General features: G+C 63.6%; 15 protein-coding genes. 12 read left to right on the forward strand and 3 right to left on the reverse strand.

Annotation, left to right across the window (positions count from 1 at the left end; translation table 11 throughout):
• Window positions 1-49: 49 nt before the first annotated feature.
• The 3 genes from GOW72_RS03360 (at window position 50) to GOW72_RS03370 (ending at window position 3,712) form a co-directional block, all read left to right on the forward strand.
• Window positions 50-1,087 carry a quaternary amine ABC transporter ATP-binding protein gene (locus GOW72_RS03360; RefSeq protein ID WP_170365123.1) on the forward strand — a complete coding sequence of 346 codons (1,038 nt, stop codon included), beginning with the start codon at window positions 50-52 and terminating at the stop codon, window positions 1,085-1,087.
• Window positions 1,080-2,669, forward strand: coding sequence for an ABC transporter permease (locus GOW72_RS03365; protein WP_093964482.1), 1,590 nt, complete (start codon window positions 1,080-1,082; stop codon window positions 2,667-2,669). The genes GOW72_RS03360 and GOW72_RS03365 overlap by 8 nt, the downstream gene beginning before the upstream one ends.
• 62 nt (window positions 2,670-2,731) lie before the next feature.
• Window positions 2,732-3,712, forward strand: a complete 981-nt coding sequence (locus tag GOW72_RS03370) for an arginase family protein (RefSeq protein WP_170365125.1) — start codon at window positions 2,732-2,734, stop codon at window positions 3,710-3,712.
• Here the strand turns inward: GOW72_RS03370 and GOW72_RS03375 are convergent.
• Together GOW72_RS03375 and GOW72_RS03380 are read right to left on the reverse strand one after the other, a co-directional pair.
• On the reverse strand, window positions 3,709-4,677 hold the full coding sequence (locus GOW72_RS03375; protein ID WP_170365126.1) for an agmatinase: 969 nt from the start codon (window positions 4,675-4,677) through the stop codon (window positions 3,709-3,711). The genes GOW72_RS03370 and GOW72_RS03375 overlap by 4 nt on opposite strands.
• An 83-nt stretch (window positions 4,678-4,760) precedes the next feature.
• Window positions 4,761-6,278: a trimethylamine methyltransferase family protein gene (locus GOW72_RS03380; RefSeq protein WP_170365128.1), complete on the reverse strand. Its 1,518-nt coding sequence runs from the start codon at window positions 6,276-6,278 to the stop codon at window positions 4,761-4,763.
• A gap of 185 nt (window positions 6,279-6,463) precedes the next feature.
• Between GOW72_RS03380 and GOW72_RS03385 the strand changes: the two genes are divergently transcribed.
• The gene (locus GOW72_RS03385) at window positions 6,464-8,899 is read left to right on the forward strand and encodes a GcvT family protein (protein ID WP_170365130.1); all 2,436 of its coding nucleotides are present in this window, start codon (window positions 6,464-6,466) and stop codon (window positions 8,897-8,899) included.
• A 90-nt stretch (window positions 8,900-8,989) separates the two neighbouring features.
• Window positions 8,990-9,961, forward strand: a complete 972-nt coding sequence (locus GOW72_RS03390; protein ID WP_170339623.1) for a LysR family transcriptional regulator — start codon at window positions 8,990-8,992, stop codon at window positions 9,959-9,961.
• Window positions 9,962-9,975: 14 nt separating this feature from the next.
• Here GOW72_RS03390 and GOW72_RS03395 read toward each other — a convergent pair whose 3' ends face one another.
• Complete coding sequence (locus GOW72_RS03395) at window positions 9,976-11,001, reverse strand: LacI family DNA-binding transcriptional regulator (RefSeq protein WP_170365132.1); 1,026 nt, start codon at window positions 10,999-11,001, stop codon at window positions 9,976-9,978.
• A gap of 135 nt (window positions 11,002-11,136) precedes the next feature.
• Between GOW72_RS03395 and GOW72_RS03400 the strand changes: the two genes are divergently transcribed.
• The 7 genes from GOW72_RS03400 to GOW72_RS03430 all read left to right on the forward strand — a co-directional run bounded on the left by GOW72_RS03400 (window position 11,137) and on the right by GOW72_RS03430 (window position 17,489).
• Window positions 11,137-11,319 (forward strand): hypothetical protein, encoded by a 183-nt coding sequence (locus tag GOW72_RS03400; RefSeq protein ID WP_170365134.1) that lies wholly within the window; start codon window positions 11,137-11,139, stop codon window positions 11,317-11,319.
• A gap of 24 nt (window positions 11,320-11,343) precedes the next feature.
• Window positions 11,344-12,489 (forward strand): TRAP transporter substrate-binding protein, encoded by a 1,146-nt coding sequence (locus tag GOW72_RS03405; protein WP_170365136.1) that lies wholly within the window; start codon window positions 11,344-11,346, stop codon window positions 12,487-12,489.
• A 96-nt stretch (window positions 12,490-12,585) separates the two neighbouring features.
• Window positions 12,586-13,098 carry a TRAP transporter small permease gene (locus GOW72_RS03410; protein ID WP_170365138.1) on the forward strand — a complete coding sequence of 171 codons (513 nt, stop codon included), beginning with the start codon at window positions 12,586-12,588 and terminating at the stop codon, window positions 13,096-13,098.
• Between the two features lie 11 nt (window positions 13,099-13,109).
• Entirely contained in the window at window positions 13,110-14,438 is a 1,329-nt protein-coding gene (locus GOW72_RS03415) for a TRAP transporter large permease (protein WP_170340241.1), read from the forward strand.
• A 12-nt stretch (window positions 14,439-14,450) separates the two neighbouring features.
• Complete coding sequence (gene hisD, locus GOW72_RS03420) at window positions 14,451-15,758, forward strand: histidinol dehydrogenase (protein ID WP_170365141.1); 1,308 nt, start codon at window positions 14,451-14,453, stop codon at window positions 15,756-15,758.
• Window positions 15,751-16,512 carry an SDR family NAD(P)-dependent oxidoreductase gene (locus GOW72_RS03425; protein ID WP_170365143.1) on the forward strand — a complete coding sequence of 254 codons (762 nt, stop codon included), beginning with the start codon at window positions 15,751-15,753 and terminating at the stop codon, window positions 16,510-16,512. The genes hisD and GOW72_RS03425 overlap by 8 nt, the downstream gene beginning before the upstream one ends.
• Window positions 16,509-17,489, forward strand: a complete 981-nt coding sequence (locus tag GOW72_RS03430) for a zinc-dependent alcohol dehydrogenase (protein ID WP_170365145.1) — start codon at window positions 16,509-16,511, stop codon at window positions 17,487-17,489. The genes GOW72_RS03425 and GOW72_RS03430 overlap by 4 nt, the downstream gene beginning before the upstream one ends.
• The last annotated feature ends 16 nt before the right edge of the window (window positions 17,490-17,505 follow it).

Here is a 17,505-nt window from a genome sequence, read left to right on the forward strand (position 1 = left end):
GCGGCCCTTTGCCTGTTTGCCGGGATGCAACCCCGTAGATGAGGGGCAAATGGACGAACCTGTCGTAAAACTTGAAAATGTCTGGAAAATTTTCGGCGCACGGGCCGAAGAAGCCATGGCTGCGGTCCGGAATGAAGGTATTGGAAAACCTGAAGTTCTTGAAAGATTCAATTGCGTGGTGGGTGTTCAAGGCGCCACGTTCGAAGTGCCGCGTGGCGAGATTTTTTGCATCATGGGCCTGTCGGGTTCAGGCAAGTCGACCCTTGTGCGCCATGTCAATCGCCTGATCGAGCCCACGGCCGGAAAGATCGAGATCATGGGGCAGGACGTGTCCAAGATCTCCGAGTCCGAGCTGCGCCGCATCCGCGCGCAGCAGATCGGAATGGTATTCCAGCACATGGCGCTGATGCCGCACCGTTCCGTGCGCGACAACGTGGCCTATCCGCTTGAGATCCGCAAAGTCTCGAAATCCAAGCGCTGGGCGGTCTCCGATCATGCGCTGGGTCTGGTGGACCTGACCGGGTACGAGGACCGGTTGCCCAAGGAACTGTCGGGCGGGATGCAGCAGCGCGTGGGCATTGCGCGCGCGCTGGCTTCGGACCCGGAAATCCTGTTGATGGACGAACCCTTCTCGGCGCTGGATCCGCTGATCCGGCTGCAGTTGCAGGACCAGTTCAAGGCTCTGGTTGCGCAGCTGAAGAAGACCACGCTGTTCATCACCCATGACCTGGACGAGGCCATTCGCATCGGCCACCGCATCGCCATCATGAAGGACGGTGTGATCGTCCAGATCGGCACGCCCGAGGACATCGTGATGAACCCGGCCGACGACTATGTGCGCGAGTTCGTGCAGGGCATATCCAAACTCAAACTGGTCAAGGCACATTCGATCATGGAGCCGTTGGAGAGTTATTCCGGCCCGCTGGATGGTGCGCCGCGCGCCGATGAGGGCGCAGACCTCGACCAGCTGATCGATCTGGCCGTGAACACCGAGCTTCCGGTGGTGATTACCGATGGCGGTCAGGATGTCGGCGTCGTGACCAAACCACGCCTGTTGCGCGGAATTCAGGGGGGCAAAAATGACTGATGCAACCACGGAATTGAAAGTCACGGCCGCCTCCGACATCGAGGTGGACCGCGAGGCGCTGGATCGGTCGATCCACGAATTCGCAGGCCCCAACGGTGACTACTACGTCAACGCCTTTCACAAGATCCACGATGCAACCAGTCCGATCCCGAACACGTTCAACCTGTGGGCGGCGGTGCTGGGGCCGTTCTGGTCCGCCTCGCGGGCGATCTGGGGGATGTTCTGGACCTTCCTGATCCTTGAGATCATCGCTTGGGTGCAGATCGGGCGGGGAGCCTGGGGCAACCCGGGGGCCGATCTGGCCGAACGCGCGGCCCGTCAGCAGGAACGCGCAAACGAGCTGCTGGCCCGCGCGGCGGATGCAACCGAGAAGGCAGACATAGACCGGTTCAACAAACTGGCCGCGAATATCCAGAAAGCGGCAGACAGCAGCCTTGAGAAAGCGCAGCTGGCACAGTCCGAAGCCCTTGGGATCATGGTCACCGGTCTACTGATGCTGCTGGTATTCAAGCTGGTTCAGGGGTTCTACGCTGACCGGGTGTACGAAAAGCAGTACTCGAACTGGCGGATCAACCCCGACAACACCGAAAGCGGCCGCTCGACTCGGAACACGGTTCTGGGGGCAGTTCTGATCGCTGCGATCGGACCGCTGATCGTTTACAAGTTCACAGTGAATGCCTCGCTTCCGCTGCTGGATGCCTTCCCCGAAAAACAAGTGTCCGAGATGATACTCGGGCCTGATCAGGGAACACTGTTCTCGGTCGTGGCCAGCTGGATGGAGGCCCGGATCGACGCCGCCGCCGCCGCGGGCGGAGACATTTTCGACGGGATCGTTGCCGGTGTACGCTCGGTTCTGGACGGGCTGACCGTGGCCCTGATCGGGTCGCCCTGGCCCGTGGTCATGCTGGTGATCTGCGTGACCGCGTGGCGCGCAGCGGGTCCGCGCGTGGCGATCTTCACCGCCGCGTCGCTGGCCTATATCGCGCTGCTGGGCTATTGGGACGTGGCGATGGAGACGGTGGCACTGGTGGGCGCGGCCGTGCTGCTGTGCGTCACCTTCGGCATTCCGCTGGGCATCTGGTTCGGCAAATCCAAACGCGCCTATCGCGCGGCCGAGCCGGTGCTGGACCTGATGCAAACCCTGCCGGCCTTCGTCTACCTGATCCCGATCATCGCCTTCTTTGGCACCGGCAACCCGCCGGGCATCCTGGCTACAATCATCTTCGGTATGCCGCCGGTGATCCGCCTGACGGCGCTGGGCATGCGCGGGGTGCCGGAAAGCATCAAAGAGGCCGCCGTGGCCTTTGGCGCCTCGAAATGGCAGTTGCTGAAGGACGTGGAAATCCCGCTGGCGCTGCCGTCGATCATGACCGGCGTGAACCAGACCATCCTGATGTGCCTGTCGATGGTCGTGATCATCTCGCTGATCGGTGGCGGAGGCTTGGGCAAGGAAATCCTTGAGGCGCTGCAATACGCGGCCAAGGGCCCGGGCCTGCTGGGCGGCTTTGCGATCCTGTTCCTGGCCATGGTCATGGACCGCATCGTTCAGGGCGCCTTTCGACGCGAAGACGAAAAGATCTGACTCGACAGCCGCCCCCCCGGAATACCCGTGGGGGCGGTTTCATTTCAGGGCGGGGAGATATGATGGCGGACCGCTACGAACAATCCATGATGGACAACCTTTACTGGTGGGGCGTGCCCACGCTGTTCCGGTGCCCCCATGTGGGGCCGCAGGACCAGGATATCGCCCTTGTGGGCGTGCCGCATTCCGCCGGCAACGGCACCACCGAGCGCGACCAGCATCTGGGCCCGCGTGCGCTGCGTCATGTCTCGGCCGTGCAGCGCCGGGTGCATTCGCTGTTCCAGATCGACCCGTGGTCGAGCGCGCGCATCGCCGATGTGGGCGACGTACCGTTTCCGCGCGCCAACGACAACGAAGACTGCATCGAGCGCATCACCGCCTTCTACCGTGACATAGACGCGGCCGGTGCGCGGCCCGTGTCGATCGGTGGCGATCACTCGATCACGGGCGGGATCGTGCAGGCGTTGGGCCGAGGCGAACTGGCGGGCGGGCAACCGGTCAGCTTTCTGCATCTGGACGCGCACACGGATGTGTTCACCAAGGTCGATCATTTCCTGGGGGCCAAAAAGTCGGCCGCGCATTGGGGGGCTTACCTGGCCGATCAGGGGCAGGTGGACCCGGCCCGGTCGATGCAGATCGGGTTGCGGGGCCATCCGCGCAGCCTGGACTGGCTGCAGCCTTCTTATGACTATGGCTACAACATCGTCACCATGCGCGAGTTCCGCCAGCGTGGCTTGGCCGATGTGGTGGCCCAAACGCGCGAGGTTCTGGGCGACCGGCCGGTCTACATCACCTTCGATCTCGACTGCCTTGATCCAACCATTGCCCCGGGCGTGTCGAACCTGGAACCCGGCGAGAAGGGTTTTGACATCGACGAGGCCGTGGGCATCCTGCATGCCGCACGGGGGCTCAACATCGTCGGCGGCGATGTGGTCTGCATGATGCCGACCAAGGACAGCCCGAACAACATCACCGCGCTGACGGCGGCGGCGGTGATGTTCGAGATGATCTCGATGATCGCCGAGAACGTCGCGCGGGCCTAGCGCTGCGCGTCGATCGCCTGGGCCAGCACGCACAGCAGCTCGAACATCAGCGAAATGCCCAGCCACGCGGTGCCGCCCGCCGGGTCAAAGGGCGGCGAGACCTCGACCAGATCCGCGCCCACAAGGTTCAGACCTTCCAGCTTGCGAATGACCTGCTGGGCCTGAAAGCTGTTGGGGCCGCCGATCTCTGGCGTTCCGGTGCCGGGGGCATGGGTGGGGTCCACGAAATCGATGTCATAGGTGCAATAGCAGGGCGCGTCGCCGACGATGGAGCGGACCTCGGTCATGACATCGTCGATGCCGCGGTCGAACAGCTCTTCGATGCGGATGATGCGGATGCCCTGCGCCTCGCCCCATTCGATATCCTCGGTGTTGTAGGCGGTGCCGCGAATGCCCACCTGCACGAAGCGTTCGGGATCGACCAGCCCTTCTTCGACCGCGCGGCGGAACGGGGTGCCATGGGTGTATTTGTACCCGCCGAAATAGCTGTCGAACAGGTCGGTATGGCTGTCGAACTGGATCAGCCCCAGAGGGCCGTCGCTGGCCAGCGCCCGCAGGACGGGCAGGGTGGTCAGGTGATCGCCGCCCGCCGTCAGGGGCACGATGCCGCGCAGCGTCAGGTCGGTGTAGAAGCGGGTGACGCGGTCCAGCGTATCTTCGATATCCACCGGGTTGGGCGGCACGTCGCCCAGGTCGGCACAGTTGACCAACTCGAACGGGGCAACACCGGTCACCGGGTTCATGGCGCGGATCATGGTGGACTGGTCGCGCAACTGCCGCGGCCCATGCCGCGCGCCGGGCCGGTTTGTGGTGCCCCCGTCCCAGGGGATGCCGACCAGCCCAAGCTCGACCAGATCCATGCGGTCATCGTTCGCCGTCAGGGCCGGCAGACGCATGAAGGTGGGGACACCGGCGAAGCGCGCCAGCTCCATCGCCGAGACGGGTTGAAAGAACGCATTTGCCATGGGGCCCCCTGTGTCGTCGTTTGCCCGAGCCTAGCGCCAAGCCCGCGTCAAAAACACCCGGTCCGCGACACTGCAACGTCGGATCAGTACAGAATCCGGAAATTGGCGCGTATTTCGGCCTCTTGTTCGGGGCTGAGGTATTGCGGCTGATGCGTGCGCAGGATTTCACGCGCCCGGTCGCGGGCGGTGGACCACGCATCGCGCGCGCCGCTGTCCTGCCAACTGCGCGGCTCGGCCCGGTCGGCAAGGGCGGGGTAGAAATAGTCGCGCTCCATCGCTGCATGGGTGTGGGCGCTGCCCAAGAAATGGCCCTCGCCCAGAACCGACTGGCAGATCGCGTCAAAGCCCAGGTTTTCTTCGGTCACCTCGATCCCGCGCAGGGCGCGATAGGTGTGCGAATGCATCTCGTCATCCAGAACGAACCCCTCGAAACTGACCCCCAGCAGCGAGGCCGTCATGCCCGAGCTTTCGTAGATCAGGTTGCCCCCGGCCAGCGCGGCGGCCAGCGAGGTGATGCCCTTTTCGGCGCCGTATTGCGCGTCGATGGCCTTGGCATCGGTCATCGAACAGGCCACGCCCGAGGGCAGCCCCAACCAGTTGGTAATCTGGGCCGAGGCCGCGTTCAGCACGGCGGTTTCGCCACTGCCGCCCGAAAACGCGCCGGTGCGCAGATCGATGATGAAGGGCCAGTTGGAAAACACCATGGGAAAGCCCGGCCGGATCGCGTTGACCATGACCAGGCTGGCCAGGGTTTCGGCCAGCGACTGGGCCAGAAACCCGGCCATGGTTGCGGGCGCGGTCGCCCCGGCCTGCGCTGCGGTGATGCAGGACATCGGGATGTTGTGCGCGATGCATTCATAGACCACGTCGACCGCATCTTCGCCGTATCGCAAGGGCGAGATCACCGGGCTGATATGCGCCTTCAGAAACGGGCGTTCCGCAAAGGCGCCCTGGCCTCCGGCGGCGATATCCAGCATCCGCACGATGGGCGCGACATGTTCAGCCAGCGTGAACGAGGTTGCCACCGGTTTGGTGGTATTCCGGATCAGCGCATACGCTGTATTCACGTCCAGATCGAAATTGTCCGGCACGTCGGTGGCGACGCAGCATCGGGTGAACCAGCTGACATTGGCCAGCGTGTCCTGAAGGCGGGTGAAGTCATGCAGGTCAGCCAGGGTCGACGGGCGATAGAGCCCGCTGTCCAGGTCCAGCGTCTGGACCGCCGCTCCGCCGGTGCCTAAATGCACGCGGTCGCCGCCCACCTCGATCGACCGGGCCGGGTCGCGCCCGTGCAGGGTAAACCGTTTGGCGGCCTGCCGGACCGCGCCTTCGACCATCGTGCGGGGAAAGACCAGCCGTCCCGGCGGACCGGGCCGCGCGCCGGCGGCGATCAGGTCTTGTGCCAGACGGTCGGGCACTTCGCCCATGCCCAGCGTTTCCAGCAGGCGCAGGGCGGTGTCGTGGATCGCCGCGATCTCGGGCTGGGTCAGGGGTTTGTACTGGCCGCCGATCTGGCCGGGCGGGCAGGGGTCAAAGGCAGGTTTGGCCGCCCGTTGCGCCAGCCTGGCGCGCCGCCCGCCGCGTTTGCCCTTTTCTGGCATCTCCGAAGGCTCCTGATCCGATCCTGCCCCGCAGGGTACGCGGCAACGCGGGGTGCGGCCAAAGCGGAAATGCCGTTTTGAGAAATCTCAATCCCCGTTTCGATTTTACGGGACCGGTGACTGCGCCATTGCCCGCCCGCTGCGCCGTTCGGCAGGGTTCGGGGAACGTCAGAAGGAGCACACCCATGAAATCGCGCACCAAGGTCGTGGTGATCGGCGGCGGAATCGCCGGCTGTTCAACCCTGTATCACCTGACGCAGGAAGGCTGGAGCGACGTGGTTCTGGTGGAGCGCAACGAGCTGACATCCGGCACCACATGGCATTCTGCCGCGCAGGTGACGAATTTCGGAATGAACCAGACGATGGTGGGGCTCAAGTCGCATTCGATCCGCCTGTACAAGGAACTGGCCGAGGACCCGGACTATCCGATCAACTACCATCATGGCGACGGTGGCATCCGGTTGGCCAATACCGAAGCGCAGATGCAGGGCTATCGCCATTTCGCGTCGATGGCGCGGGGGATGGACGTGCATTTCGAGGTGATCGACGCCCAGGAATGCGCCCGTCGCCACCCGCTGATCTCCACCGACAATCTGTTGGGCGGGTTGTGGGATCCGCTGGACGGTGACATCGACCCCGCCCAGCTGTGCCAGGCGCTGGCGCGGCGGGCGCGCAAGGCCGGGGCCGAAGTCTATCGCAACACGCCGGTCACGGCCCTGACCCAGCACAAGGACGACACCTGGACCGTTCAAACCGAGCACGGCGACATCGACTGTGACATCGTGGTGAACGCTTGCGGTTACCGTGTGAACGAGGTGGGCGCGATGATGGGCGTGCACCATCCCGTGGCCTCAATGGAGCACCAGTATTTCCTGACCGAGGAAATCCCCGCGATCCGCGATGCCGGCCACCGCATGCCGCTGCTGCGCTGCCCGATCAGCGACTATTATTGCCGGCAGGAAAAGAACGGGCTGCTGTTGGGCTTCTACGAACAGGACTGCAAGACCTGGGGCATGGACGGGATCGACCCGAATTTCGTCAACGCGCTGTGCCCGGACGATCTGGACCGGGTGACCGATGTTCTGGAAGGCGCGTTTGCCCGAATGCCCGCCCTGATGGAGGCCGGGATCCACACGGTCGTCAACGGCCCGATCACCTATACGATCGACGGCGCGCCTCTGGTCGGGCCGATCCCCGGCAAACGCAACGCATTCTGCATCATCGGGCTGCGGGCCGGGCTGGGCGAGGGGGGCGGCCACGGCTGGCTTCTGGCCCAGCAGATCGTGCATGGCGAGGCCTGTTATGACACCTGGTGCCTCGACCCGCGCCGGTTCGCCGGGCATGCCAATGTCGAACTGACCGCGCTGAAGGCGATCGAGGACTACCAGAACGAGTTCCGCTTTCACTTTCCGCACGAACACCGCCCCGCCGGGCGGCCCGCCAAGACAACACCTCTAACCCCGGTTCTGGCCGCCGAGGGCGCGGAATTTACCGTGGTGAACGGTTGGGAACGGGTCGAGTACATCAAGCCCGCGCCCGATTTCACGCCGACACTCAGTTTCGATTTTGACGAAACATTCGACGTGATCGCCGCCGAGGTTGCCAATGTGCAGCAGAATGCCGGGCTGGCCGAGGTGAACGGGTTCAACCGGATCGAGATCACCGGTACCGACCGGCATGCGTTCCTCGACAGGATGGTCTGCGGCGCGCTGCCCCGTCGCCCGGGTCGGGTGGGGTTGGCCTATCTTCTGAATCACAAGGGCATGGTCAAGGCCGAGGCGACCATTGCCAATCTGCCCGCCAGTGACCGGGGGCCGGATCGGGTTTGGTACGGCTCGGCCGCAGCGGCCGAACTGCATGACATGGATTGGCTGTCCCGGCACATCGCCCCCGACGAGGACGTGCACCTGCGCAGCCTGACCAACGACCAGACCATCCTGGTTCTGGCCGGACCACGGGCGCGTGACGTGCTGTCGGCCTGTTCGCGCGGGGATTGGTCGCGGGACGCCTTCCCGTGGCTCAGCGTACGCGAGTGCTTTGTCGGGATTGCGCCCGCCACCGTGATGGGCGTCAGTTTCTCGGGCGAGTTGGCCTATGAGATCCATGTGCCCAATGCCTCGCTCTATGCGGCCTACCTTGCGCTGCGACAGGCTGGACAGGCCTTTGGCCTGCAACTGTTCGGCGCGCGGGCGGTCGAGTCGATGCGGATGGAGAAGACTTTCCTGCATTGGAAGGCCGATCTGATCACCGAATATGACCCGTTCGAAACCGGGCTGGACCGCTTTGTCCAGCTGGACAAAGCGGAGTTCATCGGGCGCGCGGCGCTGATCGAACGGCAGGCCAAAGGGCCGTCGCGCAAGCTGGTTGCCCTGCAAGTGCAGGCCGCGCACGCGCCTGCGCATCCGGGTGCGTCGCTGATGGCCGAGGATCGGTTGGTGGGAACGGTGACTTCGGGCGACTGGGGGCATCGCACCGGGCTGAACCTGGCGCATGCCTTTGTCGAGCCGCAACTGTCAGCTGAGGGCAGCGAGATGATGCTGGACCTGTGCGGCGACAGGGTTCCGGCGCGGGTGATCCCTGCCTGCCCCTACGATCCCGAGTTCACCCGCATGCGCAGCTAATGGGTGTGACCAACATTCACCATTGCCCGAAAGCAAAAACTCTGTTTCGCTAGTTTCGATGAAATCGAAATTGCGGGAGGGTTTTGCCCCGTGTCCAAAACACTGAGCCTGCGCTGGTTGGAAGTGTTCCGCCTGATCGCCAAGTCCGGTTCGATCCAGCAGGTGGCCTCGGAAACGGGTTTGTCGATCAGCACTGTTTCCAACCATCTTCGCAGCCTGGAAGACGCCCTTGGCATCGCATTGGTGGATCACGGTCGTCGTCCGATGAGCCTGACACCGGCTGGCGAGGTATTTTCGCGTTATGTACGGGATGGCCTGACCGTGTTGAAGCGGGGCGAGGCCGAGATCCGGTCCGGCAACTGGCGCCACGCCACCGATCTGCGGCTGGCCCTGGTGGATGATTTCGACAACCAGATCGCGCCTGAACTGATCCGGTTCCTGGCCCATGCGCTGCCGCGCTGCAATTTCCGGCATTTCACACGGCCCAGCCACGAGATCATCGAGAAATTGCAGGAGCACAAGCTGGACGCGGGCGTGGCGACCCGACCGCCGGGCGGCACACAGGGGCTGATCGAGTATCCTTTGATGCGAGATCCGTTCATCGTGATCGTGCCCGAAAAGTTCAAAGGCGAGGTGCAGGATCTGTTCTCGCCCCATTCCGACCTGCCGCTGCTGCGGTATTCGCGAGACTACACGATCGGCAAGCAGATCGAGATCCAGCTGACGCGCAACAAGTACAACCTGCCCAACCGGTTCGAGCTGGAATGCAACCAGTCGATCATGGGGCTGGTCGCCGAAGGCAGCGGATGGGCGATCACCACGGCCGGGTGTTTCCACCGGGCGCATCGCTATCATGACTCGGTTCGGGCAACGCCTTTTCCGGGTCGGAACTTTGTCAGGATCGTTTCTCTGTTCACGACCGAGGTCTATCCGGACACCACTTCTAAACTGATCCACAAGGCCCTCAGCAGCTTGATCCGGCAGTATTTTACCGAACCGATGTGCAAGCGGCATTTGTGGCTGAAGGGTGATTTCCGGACGATGGAAGATCAGGCCGCCTGACCTGGGCACACGGATCACGCCGAGTTGGCCGGACCCAGGGACTGTCGTTCAACGATGTGCGTGAACAAGTGTTCACCGGCCGCCGGGGCCCTTTTTTCAACCATTTCGATCAATGCCTTGGCGGCTTTTCCGCCCATTTCCCGATGCGGCACATGCACGGTCGTCAAAGCCGGGCGCAGGATCCGAGCCAGTTCGATGTCATCGAACCCGGTGATCGAGACATCCTGCGGCACTTTCAGCCCCATGTCCTGAGCCCTGAGCAAAGCGCCGGCGGCCAGGACATCGTTACCGCACATGACGGCCGTCGGCGGCGTGTCCTGCGGCATGAGACGCGCGAAGGCTTCAGCGCCGTTTTCGATCTCGTACGGGGTCTCGATGACCTGAAGCACCTGCGGGTCAAGCCCTTGCTGCCGAACAGCGTCGCGCACCCCGTCCAATCGAAGGCGCGCGCGGTCGTTGCCGTGGGTGATGCCCGATATCACCGCAAGCCGTCTGTGCCCGAGGTCGATGACCCTTTTCGCCAGCTCGTACATGGCCGCACGGTTGTCGAAGCCGATGGAGGGCAGGCGCCCGTCCGGGGAAAATGACCACGCGACCAGCGCCGGAATTTCACGGTGTTCAAGAAATTCGTAGATGCGCGACGCCCGGTCGTGTCCGATCAGCAGCAGGCCATCGGCGCCGCGGGCGACCAGAGTACGGATCTGCTCTTCTTCGGTTGCCGGTTTGTAGGCCGAACTGGATACCAGCAGCGTATAGCCATGTTGGTGCAGCTCTTCCTGAAAGGCCTGCAAGCCGCGGGCAAAGATGGCGTTCTCCATCGTCGGGATGATCGCGCCGATGGTAAACGTGCGCTTGGCCGCCATGACCCGAGCCGCGAAATTCGGTGTATAGCCCAAGGCCTTGATCGCCGACTGCACGCGTTTGCGGGTCGCTTCGACAACTCGATCCGGCGTGTTGAGGCAACGCGAGACCGTAGCCGTGGAAACGCCCGCCTTTCTGGCAACGTCATCCAGTGTCGGGGCGGGCTTCAGCTTCGACATTTCCAAACCTAATCTTTGCTCTTCGCAATTCTAACCGGATCGGATTGGCAATGAAAGTTGAAATGTAAGCGCTTGCATTTTCCATGTAAGCGCTTACAAATGGCATCAGTGCCGATTCTAGCCGGAGTCCCGAACATGTTTCTTGCCGCATCCGCCATCGTCTTCGTCGTCTATTTCGCGAACGTGGCGCTGGGTGCGTTTGCAGGCCGCGCGTTTCTTGGGGACGTGGGCGAGATGCTGGTTCTGTTCGCGGCGTCGATCCTGTTCGTTGTCGCAATTCTGAAAAAAGAGGCCGAACGCGAGGAGAACGGCGGCTGAATTTTTCCAATGGGAGGGCAATCAATGAACAAAGATCAAATGGAACTGGCGTCAGCTGAACGCCGCAATTTCCTGAAACTCAGCGCCAGTGGCGCGTTCACGGCCGCACTGGTGGCGGGCGCAAGCGGCGTGTTGTGGTCATCCGAGGCCGCGGCGCAGACCGCGAAGGAGGAAAAGGAACGCGAACAAGCTGCCGAGCATGTGATGACGGTCGCTACGGCCTATGTGCTGGGCGCCTCGCGCAGCTATCCGATCATGCAGCTGGACCTGAAGGAAAACATCCAGAACGCAACCAACGGCAAGGTCTATGTCAAGCTGGCCCCGGGCGGGCAGCTGGGCGCGGGCGGCGCATTGGTGCAGAAGGTGCAGGGTGGAACCATCCAGGCCGCGCAGCATTCGCTGTCGAACTTCGCACCCTTCGCTTCGACCGTGGACCTGATCAACATGCCTTATCTGTGCGGCTCGAACCAACGGTTCACCAACCTGGTGCATTCCGACACCTGGAAGAACGAAGTGCACCCCAAGGTCGAGGCCGCAGGCTTCAAGGCGCTGTTCTATGTCGTGATCGACCCGCGCGTCGTGGCCGTGCGCCAGGGCGGAAATGCCATCATTACCCCCTCGGACATGAGCGGTGTGAAATTCCGCGTGCCCGGGTCCAAGATGCTGCAGCAATACTACCGCATGGCCGGCGCCAACCCGACGCCTGTTGCCTGGGGCGAGACCCCCTCGGCCATCAAGCAGGGCGTGGCGGATGCGCTCGACCCGTCGGTCGGCGCGCTCTATGTGTTTGGCTTCAAGGACATTCTGTCTCACGTCACCTTCACCCAGGCGGTGCCGGACAGCCAGGTCTATTCCTGCAACCTGGAATGGTTCAACTCGATGCCGGCCGATGTGCAAGAGGGCATCATGTGGGGCTCGGAGATGACCAGCCACCAGAACCTTGCCAAGGTCCCCTCGGCCCGCGCCTATGCCATGGCCGAGTTGAACAAGGCCGGGGTTCAGTTCCACTCGCTGTCTGACGACCAACTGGCCGAGTGGCAGGAGGCCGGCGGTTATCAGCGCTCGGAATGGGACCCCTTCAAGACCGAGCTGGCCGGGTCGATGGATGCCTTCGAAAAGCTGGTCGAGGCGGCTGGCACCCAAGGCAAATATTACGTCCACGACGCCTGATGCGGACCGGGCGGGCGCCGGACGCGCGCCCGCCCTTTCCAGACCTGCGCGGCCTGATCCTTCAGGCCCATCCCCCCAGCCTTGCCGAGGGAAGCGATGTCCTTATTCAAAACCATAGACCGCAACGCCGAACGCTGGCTGCTGCTGGTGTTCTACGTGATGCTGGTCATCACGATGGCAATCGAGGTGCTGCGGCGCGAGATCTTCGCCTATTCCTCGATCTGGGGCGAAGAGATCGTCCGCTATTCCTTCATCTATCTGGCCTGGATCGGCGCGGCCGCGGCGGTCAAGGAACGCGCCCATATCCGGATCGACGTCATCATGCATTACCTCGGCCCCCGGCCCAAGGCGGTGCTGTATATCTTCGGTGATCTGGTGATGTTCGCGGTGGCGGTGATCGCGCTCTACTGGTCCTACGAGGCGGTGCATGTCTCGGCCAAGTTCGGGTCGGTCACTGACGGGCTGCGGGTATCGAAGGTTTGGTTCCTGATGGCGGTGCCCACGGGCTTTGCCCTGATGATCTGGCGTCTGATCCAATCGTTGATCAACGATATCAAAAGTCTTCGTGACGGCACGCCCGTCTTCGAAGGCGACAAGCTGTTTGACTGAGGAGAAACCGGATGCTGTGGAGTTCTCTCAATCAAACGGTCGAACTGGGCTGGGATTTCTACCTGCCCGTGATCCTGTTCGTCGGCCTGATCGCGCTGGCGGTGCCGGTCTGGGCCGCAATCGGCTCGGCCGCGATCGTGATGCTGATCATGTCGGGCGACCTGCCGCTGAGCCTTGTGGGCGAAAGCCTGTTCACCGGCATCGACGCCTTTGCCCTGACCGCGGTGCCGCTGTTCATCCTGACCGGTGACGTGCTGGTGCGAACCGGGCTGTCGCGCAAGTTTCTGGACGTGGCCGAGGCGCTGACCTGTTTTGCCAAGGGCGGGTTCGGCTCGGCCACGGTTCTGGTTTGCGGCATGTTCGCGGCCATTTCGGGGTCCGACGCGGCAGGAGCGGCGGCGGTGGGTCGGATGACGATCAACCGACTGGTCGAAAGCGGCTATCCGCGACCCTATGCCTGTGCGCTGGTGGCGGCGGGGGCCTGTACCGGCATTCTGATCCCGCCCTCGATTGCCTATATCATCATCGGGCTCGTGCTGGGTATCTCGGCCTCGACCCTGTTTCTGGCCGCTCTGATCCCGGGGCTCGCGATCCTGATCTCGATCCTCGTGACCAACATCATCATGAACCGCCTCTATGCCTATGAGGGCGGCGGGATGATGACCATGGGCGAATGGCTGGCCAATCTGGGCAAGGCCCTGAAATCGGGCTGGTACGCCTTCATCGTGCCGGGCATCATCTTCTACGGTATCTTTTCGGGTCGCCTGACCCCGACCGAGGCCGGCGCGACCGCCGTTGTCGTCACCATCATCATGGGGTTCATCCTGCGCACGCTGACGCTGGCCGACTTCCCGTCGATGCTGGTCAGCTCGGCCAAGGTAAACGGGGTGATCCTGCCCATCATCGCCTTCTCGGCCCCGCTGGCCGAGGCGCTGGCGATCATGGGCGTGCCGCAGGGCTTCGTGGCCTCGGTGACCTCGCTGACCGAGGATCCGTTCCTGCTGATCCTGCTGATGATCGGCATTCTGATCGCGGCCGGTTGCGTCATGGAGACGACACCGAATATCGTCATCCTGGCCCCGATCCTGAAACCGCTGGCGGACAATATCGGCATGAACGAGATCCAGTTCTGCATCATGATGATCACCGCCTTGGGCGTTGGCTTCATCACGCCGCCACTGGGGCTGAACCTGTTCGTGGTTTCGGGGATCACGGGTGAATCCATCCTCAAGATCGCGGCCCGCGCCGTGCCCTTCGTGCTGACCATGCTGATCGTCGTCATCCTGATCGCCTACGTTCCGGCGCTGTCGACCACTTTGCTTCCTGAAATCTACCAATAGGATCTTCTGAACATGTCGCGTGAATACCTCAAGAAGGCCACCCTGACCGCACAATCCCACGCGTCCGAGGTGCATGACACGGTCAAGACCATTCTGGCCGACATCGAGGCCGGCGGAGACGCCAAGGCGCTGGAATACGCGGCCAAGTTCGACAAGTTCGAGGGCAACGTGCTGATGACCCCCGCGGAAATCGACGCCGCCTGCGCCCGGGTGCCGGAAAAGCTCAAGGCCGACATCCGCTTTGCCCAGGACAACGTGCGCCGCTTTGCCGAGGCGCAGAAGGCCACCGTGTCGGATGTGCAGCTGGAAATCGTGCCGGGCTTCATCGCGGGGCAAAAGGCCATCCCGGTCGATGCGGCGGGCTGCTATGTGCCCGGCGGGCGGTATAGCCACATCGCCAGCGCCATCATGACCGTGACCACCGCCAAAGTGGCGGGGTGCCGTCACATCACCGCCTGTTCACCGCCCCGCCCGGGCGAGGGCGTGGCCCCGGCGATAGTCTACGCCGCCCATATCAGTGGCGCTGACAGCATCCTGGCCATGGGGGGCGTGCAAGGCGTGGCCGCCATGACCTATGGCTTGTTCGGGCTGCCGCGCGCCAACATCCTTGTGGGGCCGGGCAACCAGTTCGTGGCCGAGGCCAAGCGCATTCTGTACGGCAAGGTCGGCATCGACATGATCGCGGGCCCGACCGACAGCCTGATTCTGGCGGATTCCACGGCCGACCCCTTCGTCGTGGCCACCGACCTGGTCAGTCAGGCCGAGCATGGCTACAACTCGCCCGTCTGGCTGGTGACCGATGACCGCGATCTGGCGACGCGGGTGATGGAGCTGGTTCCGACCCTGATCGCCGATCTGCCCGAGCTGAACCGCGACAACGCCGCCGCCGCCTGGCGCGACTATGCCGAGGTGATCCTGTGCGCGGACCGCGAAGAGATGGCCGCGTGTTCCGACGATTACGCCCCCGAGCATCTGACCGTGCAGGCCGCGGATCTGGATTGGTGGCTGGATCGACTGACCTGTTATGGATCGTTGTTCTTGGGCGAAGAAACGACCGTGTCCTATGGCGACAAGGCCACCGGTACGAACCACGTCCTGCCCACATCGGGCGCGGCCAGCTATACCGGCGGGCTGAGCGTGCACAAATACATGAAGATCGTCACTTGGCAGCGGGCGACGCGCGAGGGTTCGAAACCCATCGCCGAGGCGACTGCGCGGATTTCGCGTCTGGAAGGGATGGAGGGCCACGCCCGCGCGGCCGATGTGCGTCTGGCCAAGTATTTCCCGGACGAAAATTTTGACCTGACCGCAGATGAATGACCCCCTCGACCTGTTCGATCTGACCGGCCGGGTGGCCTGCGTCACGGGCGCCAGTTCGGGGCTGGGCCGGCGCGTTGCGCAGGTGCTGGCGGCTGCAGGCGCGACGGTGGTGGGCGTTGCCCGCCGGGCCGAGGCACTGGCCGAGTTGCAGGCCAGGATCGGTGCAAGCGCTGCGGTGGTCGCAGGTGACGTGGCCGACCGGGACGGCCTGCCAAGGCTGGTCGAACAAATCTCGGCCCCTTTCGGCGCGCCGGATATCGTGGTTCATGCCGCCGGGGTGAACACGCGACAGGTCGCCGATGACGTTACGCCCGAAGGCTGGGATGCGACACTGGGCCTGAACCTCGGTGCGCCGTTCTTCCTCAGCCAGGCCATGGTACCTGTGATGAAGGCGCGTGGTTGGGGCCGGATCGTAAATTTTGCTTCGCTGCAGACGACGCGGGCCTTTCCCGGCGGGATCGCCTATGGCGCCAGCAAGGGCGGGATCGCACAGCTGACCCGCGCCATGGCCGAGGCCTGGTCGTCCCACGGGATCACCGCCAACGCCATCGGCCCGGGCTTCTTTCCGACCGAGCTGACACAGGCGGTGTTCGATGACCCCGCCCGCGCGGCCCGCAACGCGGCGCAGACATGCATCGGTCGCAATGGCCGTATGGAAGACATCGACGGGCCGATCCTTTTTCTGTGCTCGCAGGCATCCGACTATGTCACCGGGCAGATCCTGATGGTTGACGGGGGGTTCACGGCGAAATGAAAGCTCTGGTTTATGAAGGTGTCGAACAGCTGGTCTATCGCGACGTACCGGACGCCGCGCCGCAACCGGGCGAGCACCTGATCCGGGTCGAGGCCGCTGGGATTTGCGGGTCCGACATGCATGCTTACTTGGGCCATGATGCGCGCCGCCCGGCGCCCTTGATCCTGGGGCACGAGGCGGCGGGCACAGTGATCGGCGGCCCCAAAGACGGAACGCGGGTCACGATCAATCCGCTTGTAAATTGCGGGCAGTGCCCGGCCTGCCAAGCGGGGCGGGAAAACCTGTGCCCCGACCGTCAGATCATCTCGATGCCCCCGCGTGAAGGCGCCTTTGCTCAATATGTTTCGATGCCCTGGGATAATCTGGTCGAGGTGCCGGATCACGTGCCCTTCGCCAAAGCCGCCTTGGCCGAGCCGCTGGCCGTCAGCTGGCACGCCGCGCGCCTCGCGCTCGAGGCGCTGCATCCGGCGATGGAGCGTCGTGCGCTGGTGATCGGGGGTGGGGCGATTGGCCTTGCGGCGGCGCTGGCGCTGCGGGCGATGGATGTCGTGGATGTGACCATCGTCGAACCCAACGACCTACGGCGTAAGTTCCTGCAAAGGCTGGATTGCGCCAAGGTCGCACCCGAAGCGCAAAGCGAATTTCCGATCGTGGTCGACGCCGTGGGCTTTGCCGCCACCCGTGCGGTGGCCTCGGAACGGGCCCAACCCGGCGGAGTGATCGCGCATGTGGGCCTGGGCGAGGACGCCGGCGGGCTGGACGTGCGACGCATGACCCTGCAAGAGATCACCTTCATCGGAACCTACACCTATACCGCGCAGGATTTCCGTCAGACCGCGCAGGCCATCTTTGACGGCGCTCTGGGCCCTCTGGACTGGATCGAAGAACGCGATCTGGCCGATGGCGCCCGGGCCTTTGCCCAGTTACGCTCGGGTGAGGTCGCGGTTCCGAAAATCGTGCTGTCCCCGTGGGCCTGACTGCCCGGAACTGGAG

Origin of the sequence: Ruegeria arenilitoris (genome assembly GCF_013032855.1) — a bacterium.
GTDB lineage: Bacteria > Pseudomonadota > Alphaproteobacteria > Rhodobacterales > Rhodobacteraceae > Ruegeria > Ruegeria arenilitoris.

What these genes read in the sequence shown, in the direction of transcription:
- GOW72_RS03360 (WP_170365123.1), top strand. Translation starts at nt 50, where the DNA reads ATGGACGAACCTGTCGTAAAACTTGAAAATGTCTGGAAAATTTTCGGC.
- GOW72_RS03365 (WP_093964482.1), top strand. Translation starts at nt 1,080, where the DNA reads ATGACTGATGCAACCACGGAATTGAAAGTCACGGCCGCCTCCGACATC.
- GOW72_RS03370 (WP_170365125.1), top strand. Translation starts at nt 2,732, where the DNA reads ATGGCGGACCGCTACGAACAATCCATGATGGACAACCTTTACTGGTGG.
- GOW72_RS03375 (WP_170365126.1), bottom strand. Translation starts at nt 4,677, where the DNA reads ATGGCAAATGCGTTCTTTCAACCCGTCTCGGCGATGGAGCTGGCGCGC.
- GOW72_RS03380 (WP_170365128.1), bottom strand. Translation starts at nt 6,278, where the DNA reads ATGCCAGAAAAGGGCAAACGCGGCGGGCGGCGCGCCAGGCTGGCGCAA.
- GOW72_RS03385 (WP_170365130.1), top strand. Translation starts at nt 6,464, where the DNA reads ATGAAATCGCGCACCAAGGTCGTGGTGATCGGCGGCGGAATCGCCGGC.
- GOW72_RS03395 (WP_170365132.1), bottom strand. Translation starts at nt 11,001, where the DNA reads ATGTCGAAGCTGAAGCCCGCCCCGACACTGGATGACGTTGCCAGAAAG.
- GOW72_RS03400 (WP_170365134.1), top strand. Translation starts at nt 11,137, where the DNA reads ATGTTTCTTGCCGCATCCGCCATCGTCTTCGTCGTCTATTTCGCGAAC.
- GOW72_RS03405 (WP_170365136.1), top strand. Translation starts at nt 11,344, where the DNA reads ATGAACAAAGATCAAATGGAACTGGCGTCAGCTGAACGCCGCAATTTC.
- GOW72_RS03410 (WP_170365138.1), top strand. Translation starts at nt 12,586, where the DNA reads ATGTCCTTATTCAAAACCATAGACCGCAACGCCGAACGCTGGCTGCTG.
- GOW72_RS03415 (WP_170340241.1), top strand. Translation starts at nt 13,110, where the DNA reads ATGCTGTGGAGTTCTCTCAATCAAACGGTCGAACTGGGCTGGGATTTC.
- hisD (WP_170365141.1), top strand. Translation starts at nt 14,451, where the DNA reads ATGTCGCGTGAATACCTCAAGAAGGCCACCCTGACCGCACAATCCCAC.
- GOW72_RS03425 (WP_170365143.1), top strand. Translation starts at nt 15,751, where the DNA reads ATGAATGACCCCCTCGACCTGTTCGATCTGACCGGCCGGGTGGCCTGC.
- GOW72_RS03430 (WP_170365145.1), top strand. Translation starts at nt 16,509, where the DNA reads ATGAAAGCTCTGGTTTATGAAGGTGTCGAACAGCTGGTCTATCGCGAC.